Here is a 13550-nt window from a genome sequence, read left to right as displayed (position 1 = left end):
ATTCCCTTATAGATATTTCACGCTCAAAAGTGCCAAACCTGGATCATCCTGTTTAAGCTTATTCCATACGAACTGGATATCTACCTCACCGCTGTCTTTTACAGCTTCATCAGGGATAGCCGCTTCATATTCAATTGGCGAGCCCCATTCCATACGATCTGCTTTCAAGTCGTTGAGCTTTATCCCATTCATATAGACTTCAAAGGTCCGCTCATCAACCCCCTTTGGGAGGTTAGGAACAATCTCAGCAATGAATTTGGCTGGTCTTTGCTCTGCAATAAATGATAAGTGAGCAGGAGAGTTTGCTGCCCAGACGTAGCGGTCCTCTATGGGCCACCATCTCTGGTCAATCATTCTTTGGGCAACTGAGCGGTTCTCTCTGTCGTTTCTAAATTTAATGCGTCGGTCTGATGGGATTGCAGGAATAACACCGATAAATGACTTTGCAGAAAGATACTTATCAGATTTGCCCGCAGCCCTCATCCAATTCCACGTTTCATTATCGTACGGGATCTCGAGGATAGACCGAGCGATAAAGTAGTTGATTGCTGGATGGTCAACCACAAGCCCTGGATAAATACGTTCTGATGGAATGGACTTCACTCCGCTCTCAGCAAGGATAGCTGTTTCAAGGTCAACTGCGGGCCTTGTAATAGGAAGCTGAGCAGCAATGCAAATAACCAGACCTAAAATGGAAACCTTCCAGGTAGAGACTGAAGCTACCTTTGCCCTACTGCATAGCAGCGCGAGGAATAGGAGCATCTCTGGTATTAGGGTATATACCCATTTCGCTACTGGATACCAGTTTCCACCCTTAGTAATCGCCGTGTATGCAGATGCGGCGATCAGAGGGCCGAGACAGATAAATCCAGCTCCATACCACATAGCCTGCTCTAGGGTGACTCTCTTTTGGATGTATGCCTGAGCGAATACGATCAGCGCAGCAGCGTATATCACTGCCGGCACTACAATAACCATCCTCTCTCTAGAGATGCTTCCATTCCAGGCAGCAAGCGCTCCACCCGTGCCGGCAACCTTAAGCGTCTCCATCAGCCCTTCAGAGGAAAACAGAAAGGCGGCAAATATCAGGACTCCAACGCCAGCGAGCACTATTCTTTTCAGAATAGTAGCCCTCGGCATCCCTAATGACATGACAATCAGCACCCCTATACACCATACGAAGCCCACCATGTGTGTCTGGGATAAAACGAAGGAAGAGGCGATCATGATCGCGCAATGCTTAACAGCACTTGGTCTGACAGCCGCAAGGTATATGAGCAGCTGCGCAATACCCAGTGATGCGGCTTGCGATATAAAGGAGTTTGTGACTATCAGGTTTCTGAAACCAAGGCACAGATAATTAGCTGATATATACAGCGATAGGACGATAAAAAGCTTTGCTGTCGCTGACACTTGTCTCTCGGAAAAGAGAGTGCATAGTCTCAGCGCAAAAAATACGCAGGCTTGAATTATGGAAAGATGCGTGACTAGCGTTAAGCCTTGCAAATCGCTTATTCCAAGCGCCTTCGCCAGCCATGCGGACGTTTCATATGTTAAGCGTGGATAGTAAGCGAACTCTTCCAGAGTTGCTTTTACTGCCGGGGAATCAAAGTCCTTACCCAGGTACACAGCCCTGGTCGTAGATGCATGGCTTGACCAGTCCGGGTGAATAGCTGGCATAAATCTGCCAAAGCCAGAGCTAAATACCTGAAATAGAAAAAGGCATATTGATATCAATACTGCCGAGGCGAGGAGCTTTACCTTGTTTTTTCGGACTGCGACGGTGACTGCGCTAAAATCCTTTTCCGCCATTAATAACGTCAATTATCACTACTCAATTGTATGGATTCAGAAACAATCGAGATGATAGACAAAACAATCTGTGTATCCAAGAAAAGCCGATGATTGACGCACATCACAGATCTTATGAGATGCGTGTCAATCATTGCCGGTCAGCTTTTAAAGCTTAAGCTCCCAATCGAAAGCGACTGCCGTATTAACCAGAGCCGCAGTACCGTTGTAGAAGTTGACAGTAAATGTTGTGGAGGTCTTTGCAGTAACTTGAGCTGTGGCACCATTGCCACCGCCAGTTACGGCAACAAACACCTTGCCCGGTACATATCCAGCTCCATGAGTAACGACAACCTGTCCGGCCCCATTCGTGGTAGCAGATGTGCTTCCGCTTTCTCCAGGCGCTCGAATAGTGCCAGCCCCCGCATAGAAAGCGCCGTTATTGGTATCCCCTATGCGGACGCGGCCAACGATGTCTACCCGGTTATTGGCACCCACTTCAACAGCTGGATATCCGAGGGACGATTTGTTGAAGCTCGCCATCTTAGGGTTGCTGACAACGACGCTGTTATTCGTGCCATAGACCCTGAGGCAGTTGCCGTTGTAAACCCGCAGATCAGGAGCTTCGAAGGTGAATTCGCCGCCAGTTCCGCTCAAGAGAATGCCGCTATTGTTTCCGGTCACTCCGCTCTCACCTTGAGCTGAGAAGCCTACAAATAGAGCGGATGCGCCGCTTGATGTCGAATCCTGTACGATGCCATACATGCCACGATCAATGTCGGCTCCAAAGACTTTCGCCTTATTTGTTGTTCCTTTGTCGCTACCCAGGATATTGAACCCAATATTATGGAAGATCGAGAAAATATTCTGATAGAACGGGTTGTCGTTCCGTACGGATACAAAGGATCGCAGATTTGCCAGAGTGTAATTCCAGACGCGCTGATCGTGGCTCCAGAAGGGCCAGAACTGAACGTCCAGAATACGGCATGTATCATACGACTCTTCAATCACGACACCTTGCGAAAGAGGCTGGCCTCTTAGTCCTCTGATAGTCAGGCGACCATATGAGCCGTTTACAAGACGAACTGCCTTGTATGGATTCAGTGTCGTAACGTTCTCCAGTGAAACGTCGGCATTATTGACGTCAAAATCATAATCAGCCTCGGTTGGGGTAAACGCAGTGGTAGCTCCGGCAACGAGTGTATGCTTGCGAATTGTGCCTACACCGTTGAACTGCACGCCAGTAGAGGCCGAATTATTATCTGACGAGGTGCCGGCGCTTATCGAGAACCCCTTTCCCGTATGGTCCAGGTAGAACCAAGAGCCGCTGCCTCTGGAATTTTGACCTGAACCGCTGACGGATGTATGCGGCTCGCATCCTTCCCCAGAAATCTTAAGCCCACCATTGATAGTGATAGGCGCGGTTATCCGGAATGACTTACCAGGGCCCACCTTGGGAATAAGAATCTCGAATGCGTCAGTTGCAATAGCTAGGTTAACCAAGGCCTGAACTTTCGCTGTGTTGTCAGTAACGCCATCGTCTACACAGCCAGCCTGATAGAGATCCACATGACCATCATGCTCCAGCTTCCAGCGACCGCCGTCGGCCGCGACGATCACGGTAATAGCGTTGTCAGCACTGGTCTTGTCAGCTGGATCAAGATAGAAGTCCCCACTTCCGCCGTCACCTATGGTGTTGTAACCGAGAACCAGGGCCGAACGACTGCTTATAGACGGAAGTTTTCTAAGGGCGGCGATGTTAGGTACGACTCGCGCAACACCTGCAATTAAAGAAGCCCCTTTAGTCAGGTCAGTATTGTTAGTTAGATCCTGACGTAGCGCGTCCTCCTGATTCTGCAGGACAAAATTACCTTTCTCGAGATCCCAATTGCCGGTCGTGGTATAGGGTATCGTCGTGGCATATGAGAGCCGATAAAGGTAGCCATCCCGAACTATAAGCTGGCTGCGAGAAGTCAGCGTGATGTTGGGGCCATAGTCGCCCACAATGACGAATCCAGAGCGCTGAAGGAAGTCTTCAAATGCTGTAGCTCGCCCCGCCTGAGCGTTATTGAAGTCCTCCTCCATGCCTGACCACGACAAGCGCTGACGCCCAAGTCGATCAGCATAGAAAGGATCTGATCCATTGATGAGCTTGTCGAAATTCGTTGCGTTGTCGTATAGGTCGCGCGGGTCGGTAGAGCCAACAGGATGACGGGTATTAAAAGCCATGTACTTTTCTCCAGACGAGCAAATGCCCACAGCGTCCGTGGGGCCGTGTCTAAATAGGGATTAGGTTAGGTACGGTGTAGGTAGGTCAAGCTGGCAGACTTCAGATATCTGCCAGAATCATGGTTCTATCAAGCACGAGAGCTACCGTGCCGATCTGTATATCCAGCGCCTTTTTCGTTAAGCGCATCAATCATTGCTTTTCGATAACGTATTGCTTCATTTAATGCTTCATCCGGGGAAGCATATTTGTCGCATCGGAAGCATTTGTGCTTTTTGACTCCATGACCTAGGTCCCAGTAGGCCTCATAAGCATCTCTCGATGCCCTGTAACGAACCCCAGTAGCTCCTGATTTGTTAGCGGCACTAAGTCGCTGATTTCGCGCGTTCAAACAGCTTGTAGCTGGCCTTAAATTCTCCAGCCTATTATCAGCTTTATCGCCGTTTAGATGATCAATCAGTTCTGGAAGGTAGCCTAGCGAAACCAACATAATCAGCTGATGCTCAAGGTAAGTCTTGTTATCAATACTGATCTGTCTGTAACCATCTGGCCTTACTGTGCCAGCTATTTCTCCAGCCTTGCGGTTACATATATCGCTTTTCCTGATAAACGTTCCCGTATCAAGATCTATATGAAAAATCTCAAGAACCCTGTCCCTAAGAGACGCCTCATTAATAGACATACTGCACCCTATTCGCTCTTTGATTCTGGCCAGCGATATATACCATCATCAAAGGCGTCCATATAAGTTTGATATCTAGATTCCGGCCACTCAGCGTTTAAAGCTTTGTCGAAGATGTTTGCCATCAATATGTATTTAGGCGCGTAGATCGCCCAGCCCGGCTCAATAAGCGGCCGCTTTCTCAGTTCAAGGGTTGCGGTGAACTGCCACCATCCTTTGGTTATCTGGATGGGGCCGTCATACATACCTCTAATCCGTGCGGTATAAGGTGCGAACCCCAGCGGGGTAGATAGCTCGCACTCAAACCACTTGGTACCGGATACCAGGACCTCTTCAAACCAAGCCTCGAAGTATCGGGCCTGCGATTCGGTCATCAGCCACTTGACCGACGCCTGGGTTGGAACCGAAGTGAACGCCCGTCTTTCGATCGTGCGTCCGCTCTGGAAAGAGGTCTCAACCTTTGGGCTTGCGGTCTGTAGCTCATACCCATCCTGTAACGGCCTGGGCAACTCCTTTGGGTATGTGATCATGCGTCCTCCGGCGCGACGTTATTGTCATCGGCATAGACGCGCTCGTCATAACCGACCGCCTCTACATCAGCGGTGTATTCGCCTGGTTCAATTGAAGTAATCAGAACGGGGTAGCCGGAACGCTTCACGGTGCCGAACAGCAAATGAGGCGGCTCAATCTCCCAGCTGGTATCCGGAACGAAATCCAGATCACCAATGGTCATCCGGTAATCGTCAAGCTTGGATGCAGGCCAGGGACCACTGGTGGATCCATCTGGGCGGCGCAGTAGAACCACATGCTGCTGATCTTCCTGCCACTGAAGCGGCTCAGAGCTCACCAGCACACTCATGCCATCCATTGCCATGAAGTCTTCCAGGATCGCGCTCTGGGCATAGCCTGGAACGTCATCGGCCACTACGTCATAGCTCAGATACCCACTGTTAAGCGCGGCCAGTTCCGTAGAGAAGTTGTAGCTTTTGGTGCGGTAGGCATATTCCCTGCGGCGCCGCATCCCTATCCTCCAAGCCCGGTCTCGGTTAGTCACGCCGTTAAGAGTGATCTCCTTAACCGTGTTCCCCCCATCCCCAGGCAGTCGGCACTTAACAGTCTCGTCTGCGTAGGTTTTCTCGTCGGTGTACTTGATATCCACCCCGTCGTAATCATCGGGAGATGGAAGCGTAAAGCTGCGCTTTAGAGGCTCGGTCATATTCTGGGGCGAGTACATCTGCCCATACACGCTCCGAGGCTCATCCCGCACCGGCTTGAGCTTGCCGCGCTCAAGGGTGAACTCAGCAAAGCCTGCCGTCAGCGCATCACTGATGCATTCCTTGACTGTGCTGCTGTCCTCAACGGCATAGTCGAAGTAATCACGTCGATCGCTCCAAACCTCTCCAAGCCGCTCCAGTTCGTCCAGGTCGAAGTCATCATCGACATAGCCTATGGATTTGGCGATATACCCAACCCAAGGAACGATATCCCTGGTAGCGACTGGATCCGTCCAAGTGCCACCCACGAGGCGCGGCAGCTTACGGGTGGCTACCACTGAAACCTGACTCTCAGATTGGGCTGAAAGCTGATCACCGCCACGGATGTAGACGGACATCACTGTGACGCCTTCATAGGCCTTTGGAGCCTTGTCCAGGCGGGCTTTTAGGGCATACCACTGAACGCGGTCATACTTGTCGGTAGCGGTAGACTCCTGGCCGATACGTCGCATTCTGACCTCTGGCCGGATGGCCGAAGGCAGATTGACGCGCTCGGTGTATCCAAGCTGGTCAGACGTCTTGTTGGTATATTTAAACCGTACTGAACTCCAAGCGTTAAGCGTATCCATATCCCTATACTGCAGCTCAACGGTACAAGAGAACGGTTTTTTGCTGCCTTTCTTGGTATCGAAGTCGACCAACCCTTGCGGGAAGAAAATATCGACCTCCAAGGCTTGGGTGACTTCACCCTCCGGGCAGGCTGCAAATGGTCCCGCCCAGTCACCTTCAATAGTTGAAGCATCCAGCACTATGACTGGTGTCGCGTTATTGAACGTATCAAAGCCGGGCCATTCGTCATCAACAGCACCAGTATCCGTCAGCCGCTCTACTGTAATAGTTGACGGGCCATGGTCGACAGTAGAATTGTCATCATCGCTTACAGAATCATCTGACACGGATGTTATACGGTAACGCAGACCAGGATAACCGATACAGCTGTACAGGTTTCCGGTTTGCAGGCCATTAGCCGGCGCACCACTCGCATAGTTGAGCGTTATTGTGGCCGGAGTATCGTCCTCCCCTAGCCCGCCTTCCTCGAACGGCTGATAGCTGGCTACCACGTAGAAGCCTGCGTTATCTCCAGTGATTTCAATAGGCATACCTACATAAGGGTTAATCATGGAGATATGCGGGCCACTGATAATAATTGCCCCGCCATTACTTGGACTTGTATAGGTGTAGGGATACATCACCTCTACTCGTGCAATGAGGCCGGGCTGCCAGCCAATGGGGAACCAGCCCGCCTCAGTGGGAACGCTTATCTGATAGCCAGAGAACAGGTATGTATCAGCTGCGGGCTGCTCATCAATGGCAAACGTGGACTTAAGCGTCAGGCCTGCGCCGCCAGTACTTGTGGATCCAACCTCGGTGGATGGATGCCACCAGTCTGCAGCTGTTTCGCCAGAAAGATCCTCGCCGGGGCCGAAGATCTTGTAGGACGCGGTATTACCCAGCGATGCAAGCGAGGTCTCACCAACCTTTACCGCGCCCGGGTCAATCTGAAATTCGCCTACGCCTACGCACAGCAGCAGTTCCGCCCACTGAATCCGGGTGTTTTCGAAGTAATGACGGGGAGGAAGTAGGTAGTCAGGGTATATCCTATTCTTGCCGGCAGCCTCACGGATGACGTCCCCAATCTTGACTTGGTTGCCCTTGCTTCGGGCCAGATTGAGCGACTTGCCTTGCTGGTCGAACGACCCAGGAGTCTTGACGTTAGGCCGCAGAAAGATAACCGCAGCCACAACCGCCGCTGCCGCCGCCGCTGCAATGATGCCGATTGTTGCTGCTTCGAGGCCCTTGGGCTCAGGGTAGATCCGAACGTCGTCTTCTGGGCTAAACAATTTCGAATCCCAATTCTCGGGATCAATCAGCAAACCGTTTATTTCAATGCTGATAGGCGGAGATGCACGCCGTTCATAGCTCTTGACGTTGATCGAAAGCCACTTATCAAGCGTCATCACCGACTCGGTGTAATGCTTTTCTAGAGGTTCGCCCTCAAGCTTGCTTGGGTAAATGCTGATCAAAGTGAAAGCTCGCTCTAGGATATCGTTCAAGAAACTTGTTGAGTGGCTTCACGGAAACACCCGTTTGAAGCATTTCCATGCCGTGGAGCCGACCGTCTACCTCAACCACCACCCCCACATGGACACAGATCGAGCCTCGCCAAAGGCAGACGATTGCGCCCACCCTTGGCTCGCAGCTGACCATAGTTCCAACTCCTTCATGAGCAGCCTTGGTGAACTCTCGAGCCATGGTGTGCCGGATATGCCCCCAGCTCGGCAGAAGAGGCAGCCCGTAGACCTCATGCCTTACCGAGCGGACAAGCCCCCAGCAGTCCAACCGGCGAATGCCGTCCACGGTTTCGCCTCTTCCGCCATCCAGGTAGACGGCAGAGAAATAGTCATTCAGGGTCATATTTCGCCCAATAAAAAACCCGCCGAAGCGGGTTTATGAGTAGGTCTGTTTAGTATCCGTATCTAACGGATGGCTGCCCGTATTGCGTGGTTGAGTAGCTGGCAACCTTTCCATCTTGCCCAATGACAACACTGAGGCCAGTGGACTTCACGTTGCTACCCATGAACCCCACATGGGCATAGGCCCACGTTAGGATCTCTGTGCCGTCTGAGTTGGACATAACCGACTGCGGCCGACCTAATAAGGAAAGAAGCTCAGGCTTTGTGGTTTGCCCTTTAACTATCTGATCTATCTGCTGCTGCGTTATCTCCTGCCCGCTAGAAGCACATGCAGACAGGAATATAACCATCAAGCAAACCAGTATTGCCCTGACTCTCATAAGCCAACCCCTTCGCGAAAAGTGAGAACCATATCCCACCAAGTCGCGAAATCCCAGCATCACACGTACCGTAGGCCGGGAGCGAAGTCCAAGGTGTACTTGCGGCGGGGCCAAGCAAGGTTCAACAGGTCGTAATAGCCGGAAGACAGCTGAGAGGTGACGCCCTGTATATACCCGCCCTTCACCTTCATTCGGTAAGGCTTTTCAGCTGGGCCGGACAGGTCGCTGGATAGATACACCCTGAACACCAGACTAATCACCTGTCTGGTATCCAAGGCTTCATCGATCAACTTCTGAGATTCGCCGGTGACGTTATCAATGGCGAAGTTCAGCGTCTGATTCCCGCTGTTGTCCCGCTTGGGCAGGGCCACATCCATACCGCAGCCTTGGTATGTCACCACCTCGCCAGTTTCGGTTGCAGCCATCACATCCTCATAGGCCTTACACAAATAGACAGGTTTCTCCCAGGCGGGACAGGACAGCTCCAGGGTGACTATCTTTACATCCGATCCGCCTGATGCGTAAAACTGCTCCAGAACCGTCATCGTCCTACCCTTCTAAGTCCATAGGTCTGCTCGAATGCCTTGGCTGCCGGCCCGCCCTGGTGAATGTTCGATACGAACACGTCCATGGTCATGCCGCCGCCTGAGTTGTTGATCTGCTGAACCTGCCCAGCCTTGTTGGCGTCCTCGTGAAGGTTCACCACTACTCCGCCACCGCCTGACTTGCCCGGAGCCGTACCAGCCAGGCCGGCATTGCCATTCGGCGCGTAGCCTTTACGCAGTGACTCAACCGTCGCTACACCACCCGCACGTGCAATATCAGCCTGCGACCAGACCACCTCGCCTTTGTGGACGATACCGGCTGGGTCGTACTTACCACCCGGACCGGTATAACCACCCTCAGAGAAGCCACCCGTGGCAGCCCCTGCAATTGCAGAAGAAGCTGCTGCAATCGCTGCCGCTGCAAATGGTGCCGTAGCTGCCGCTGCTGTTGCCGCTGCCGCTGGAGCCAATGCAGGACCAACGATAGGAATAGCCGCGGTAGAGGCGAAGGCGTTCAATGCAGCAAGGTTAACCTCGGCTGTAGACTGGCCTGTCACAGCAGCGGCATAACCTGCCCCTGCGGTAGCACCCAGCGCTGCCTTGGCGGTCTGCACGGTGGTTAAACCAGCAACCTCCAACGCTGCGTTGATGGCGTACCGTGCGCCCATCTCAATCAGTGAGCTAACCACCTGGGTAAGGATCGTCTCCCCCAGGTTTGCCATCGCATCACCAAGGTCTTTGGTGTGGGTTATTGCATCGGTCAGGCTGTCAGCAATGCCTGTCGTCAGATTCTCAAGCGTTCCACCAACAAAGCTCTGTGTCTGGTCCGCTATGTTTTTGGCTTGCTCGCTGTACTCGCTTATTGCACGTTGAGCGCCTACCGCTGCATTGCCGTTCAGTTCATCCAGCGCGGAGTAATACTCCTGCTGCATTGCCAGACGTTCGTCCAGGTTCTGCTTGAGCGCTTCGGTCTCCGCCCGGTAGGCATCCTCAGTTATTGAGCCGTTGGTACGATCGCGCGCAGCCCGCTCAAGCTGACGCTGATAGTCCTGCCTGATCTTCTGCTCGGCCTGGAGCCTTTGCCGTGCCTCTGGGCCTAGCGTTGAGCCGGCCAGTTGGTCGGCGTATCCCTCGCGCTCCTGAGCTCTGCTGGCCTCAAGAGACTGCTGGAAGGCTTGCAGCTTGTTCAGCTGTTCGCGCCTCGTTATCTGCTTTTCCAGTTGGATGTTTTGATCAAGCTGCGCCCTGATTTGAAGTTCGTCAGCGAGTAGGCTTTTCTGTTGAGCAGTTAGAGTCTTCTTCTCTCGGATATCCGCTATCTGCTGCGTAAACTGAGCAAGCGCTTTCTCGGAAGCAGTAAGCTTGTCTGTTGTAGAGAGTTGCGCTCTAAGAGTCGCTTCCTGCTCTTGCAGACTAAGAAGCATCCGAGTGGCTGCGTCGTCCTGATAGGCTGCAGGCTTTCTGGCCCTAGGTCCTTTCGGATCGGCGTATTTCTCGTTCAGGTCGGCAATCACCCGATCGACATTGCTTTGCTTCAAGCGCTCGTCGTTCGGATTGACCTTCCTGATGTCCTCAAGAAGCTTCTTGTAGTCAGTGATGGCCTTGTTGCGCTGCTCAGCCTTGCTTAATGATGACTGAGTGATCGTGTCGATCTTCTGCTGGGCAGCAATAGCCTTTTCGTTCTGTTCGGCCGACAGTTTCTGAGCTGCTGCAATGCCTTGCTGTGTGGCCTTTTGCTGCTCCAGGAACTGAAGGCGCAGCTTGAGGCCAGCCTGAGCCTCTGGCGTGATGAAGTCACCCTGGCCCAGCGCCTGATCAACGAAGCTTCTGGACTTCTGATTGGCAGCTTTCTCAAGATCTGCCCGGACAGAAGCGATCTGCTCGTCAATCGTCTGCTCACGACCGACGTTAAGCATGGCATCCCATGCCGCCTTGGCCGCGCCTTTGACGCTATTCCAGGCACCCTCAATAGCACCTAGATTCTGCTTGACCGCATCCGCCCGCGCTTTCAGTGCGTTGGCGTAGGTCTCTTCGGCAAGGTTCGCCGCACCTACTGTGTCGCCCTGCTGCTGGAGAGCTCTAATCTGCTCATAAACCGCAGCAGTCAGGTAATGGTACTGCTCGTTAAGCTCAGCGGAAGCCTTGGCCGGATCTTCTGCAAGCTTCTGGAACTGGGCAACCGTATCCTCGACTGCTTGCCCAGTAGCACTTTCAAACGCCACCGCAGCGATAGCGATGTTCTTGAACTGATCGCTGGCAATCTTGCCGGTGGCGACGATCTGCGTCAGTGCATCCGCAGCTGCCCCGGTGGTTCCAGTTACCGAGCTGACCTGCTTGGCAAGGTTCGCCATGCTGTCAGCGGTCTGGCCCGACTGGTTGCCGGTAACAATCAGAGCACGCTGGAAGGCTGAGCCCTCATCACTGCCCTGCTTATAAGCTACGGCAAGCGCGGCGGCTGCTGCGGCAGCAACAGTAAAGGGGTTGATCAAGCCCGCAACATATCCACCCAGGGCGCGCGCAGCAGGAGCAATCCCGCCGAACATGTCCTTCAGCTGCCCGCCTTGCTGAAGCAGTACAGTCAGAGGACTTTGCCCGCCCTGTAGGGAGACGGCAATATCAGTGAACTGAGCCGGCACGCCTCTAAGCGCAGCGGCTGTCTGCTTGGCTGATATTTCAGTCTGTTTTAATGCAGCATTAGCCTGATTTAACGACTGATTAGCCGCCCTAACCTTTTGCGTGGTCTGGTCAGAAGCGGTGCCTATGCTTTTGACTTCCGCCTCAGCCTTGGAGCCGGCTTGAGTGAACCGCTGTAGGCTTTCCGTGCCCTTATCTACTTCGCTTGAGTCAACCCTTAGGCCAAGGGAAGCAATATCATTTGCCATGGCTATTTCTCTTGGTGAATGGCTTCAAGCGCGGCGCTCTCCATCACGCGTACTGCGTCGAAGACTTCGCCATGGTCTGCTTCAGGAATGGATAGATACCGCATGACAACCGGGATCTCGCTGTACACAAGGCCGGTAGGGCCTCCGGGACCACAACGCCATTGCGTCATCATGGCCTCGAAGACTTGGAAGGCCTGCATGTTCTCAGGCCATAACGGGTAATCGATGCTGCCCAGGAGGTCAGGGGTAAGCCCGAACGCCGCTAGATCAGAAGCCTTTGGCTGCTTCCGATACAGCGCCCGAGCAGCGCCGATCAGTTTAAACGCTTGGCCTGGTACAGCTCTTCAAGGTACTTGACGTAGATCGCCGAGCCCGCCCCGATGTAGTTGTTCAGCAGACGCCCAATGTTCTCGTCGTTGAACTCATCGTCCAGTTCCCAGCCATCCGCAATGGATTTCACCAGTGTGGTGTCGTCCATATCCTTGTTGGTGCTTAGGAAGTCTTCCAGTTCCGTCTTGGAGCGATGCTTGAACGTGAACTTCACGTCTGCCTTGGAGCCGCCCGGGACAGGGATGGCAACCAGCGCTTCGAAGGTTGGGTTGGGATCAAGCTTGAAAAGTACCTTGGTCATGCATCACCTCAGCGAGCGTAGCGGACTACTGGACCGGCAAGCGCAAAGGCTACCGTAACTGTAGCGGCGGTATTGATATCGCCTGTAGGGTTGTTGTTGAAGCCTACGTAAACCGGGTAGAGGTTCGTGGAGCCGTCAGCATTGTTGAATCTAACAACGCGAATCATCAGGTCTTGGTCTGCCTGCTCCAGATCCGGGTAGAACGGAAGAGTGGGATCGTCTGCAATGGTCAGGGTGAAAGCCATTGCCGCCTTGTAGGTCGGGATCTGCTTCTGGATGCGTGACTCAAGGAACTGGTATTGGAAGTAGTTCTGCTCACCACCGCTGAAAGCCAAGTTGGTAACCTGACTGATGCGCACCCACTCTGATACTTGGCGCGCTGTGCCTACACCATTGCCTTGAGGGAAGGCGACAGTATTCGTGGAGTTCAAACCGGCAACCGTAAACCCGTCAGCAGTAGCGTTGCTCACGCGGAAAGCACGGTCGTTTACGCTCTCCCATCCTGAGTTCAGGAGGATAACGTCGCCATTTGCGAAATCGTTTGCTGCAGTAGCCACGGCAGGGTTTGCGTTCGTCAGCGCGGTGACAGTCGCCTCATCCGCGAATGATCGCGAAAAATCGATAGTCAAGCCGTTAATCAATGTAACGCTCATGTAATAGTCCTCTCTGCCGTTGGCAGTTTTTAGTCAATAAAAAACCCGCACTAGGCGGGTCTTGGCTTGCC

Annotated in this window: 11 protein-coding genes; all 11 read right to left on the bottom strand. The window is 52.9% G+C overall.

Going from position 1 to position 13550, the window contains the following annotated elements:
* Positions 1–6 precede the first annotated feature (6 nt).
* Positions 7–1824, bottom strand: a complete 1818-nt coding sequence (locus EAW52_RS10950) for a hypothetical protein (RefSeq protein ID WP_162997621.1) — start codon at positions 1822–1824, stop codon at positions 7–9.
* Between the two features lie 135 nt (positions 1825–1959).
* On the bottom strand, positions 1960–4020 hold the full coding sequence (locus EAW52_RS10945; protein ID WP_122042422.1) for a hypothetical protein: 2061 nt from the start codon (positions 4018–4020) through the stop codon (positions 1960–1962).
* Between the two features lie 128 nt (positions 4021–4148).
* The gene (locus EAW52_RS10940) at positions 4149–4700 is read right to left on the bottom strand and encodes an HNH endonuclease (RefSeq protein WP_122042421.1); all 552 of its coding nucleotides are present in this window, start codon (positions 4698–4700) and stop codon (positions 4149–4151) included.
* A gap of 8 nt (positions 4701–4708) precedes the next feature.
* Positions 4709–5230: a hypothetical protein gene (locus EAW52_RS10935; RefSeq protein ID WP_256680782.1), complete on the bottom strand. Its 522-nt coding sequence runs from the start codon at positions 5228–5230 to the stop codon at positions 4709–4711.
* Entirely contained in the window at positions 5227–7932 is a 2706-nt protein-coding gene (locus EAW52_RS10930; protein ID WP_256680781.1) for a host specificity factor TipJ family phage tail protein, read from the bottom strand. The genes EAW52_RS10935 and EAW52_RS10930 overlap by 4 nt, the downstream gene beginning before the upstream one ends.
* A 37-nt stretch (positions 7933–7969) precedes the next feature.
* Positions 7970–8389, bottom strand: coding sequence for a hypothetical protein (locus tag EAW52_RS25930; protein WP_162997620.1), 420 nt, complete (start codon positions 8387–8389; stop codon positions 7970–7972).
* A gap of 438 nt (positions 8390–8827) precedes the next feature.
* Entirely contained in the window at positions 8828–9313 is a 486-nt protein-coding gene (locus EAW52_RS10915) for a DUF1833 family protein (protein WP_122042418.1), read from the bottom strand.
* Positions 9310–12195 carry a phage tail length tape measure family protein gene (locus EAW52_RS10910; protein ID WP_122042417.1) on the bottom strand — a complete coding sequence of 962 codons (2886 nt, stop codon included), beginning with the start codon at positions 12193–12195 and terminating at the stop codon, positions 9310–9312. Before EAW52_RS10910 ends, EAW52_RS10915 begins: the two co-directional genes overlap by 4 nt.
* Before the next feature lie 2 nt (positions 12196–12197).
* Positions 12198–12422 carry a DUF1799 domain-containing protein gene (locus tag EAW52_RS10905; RefSeq protein ID WP_256205713.1) on the bottom strand — a complete coding sequence of 75 codons (225 nt, stop codon included), beginning with the start codon at positions 12420–12422 and terminating at the stop codon, positions 12198–12200.
* Positions 12423–12508: 86 nt separating this feature from the next.
* Complete coding sequence (locus EAW52_RS10900) at positions 12509–12826, bottom strand: phage tail assembly chaperone (RefSeq protein ID WP_122042416.1); 318 nt, start codon at positions 12824–12826, stop codon at positions 12509–12511.
* Positions 12827–12834: 8 nt separating this feature from the next.
* On the bottom strand, positions 12835–13479 hold the full coding sequence (locus EAW52_RS10895; protein ID WP_122042415.1) for a phage tail protein: 645 nt from the start codon (positions 13477–13479) through the stop codon (positions 12835–12837).
* Positions 13480–13550: the final 71 nt, after the last annotated feature.

Origin of the sequence: Pseudomonas sp. LTJR-52 (genome assembly GCF_003691465.1) — a bacterium.
In the GTDB taxonomy this organism is placed as follows: Bacteria; Pseudomonadota; Gammaproteobacteria; order Pseudomonadales; family Pseudomonadaceae; genus Chryseomonas; species Chryseomonas luteola.
This window is presented reverse-complemented; position numbering and strand designations above follow the sequence as displayed.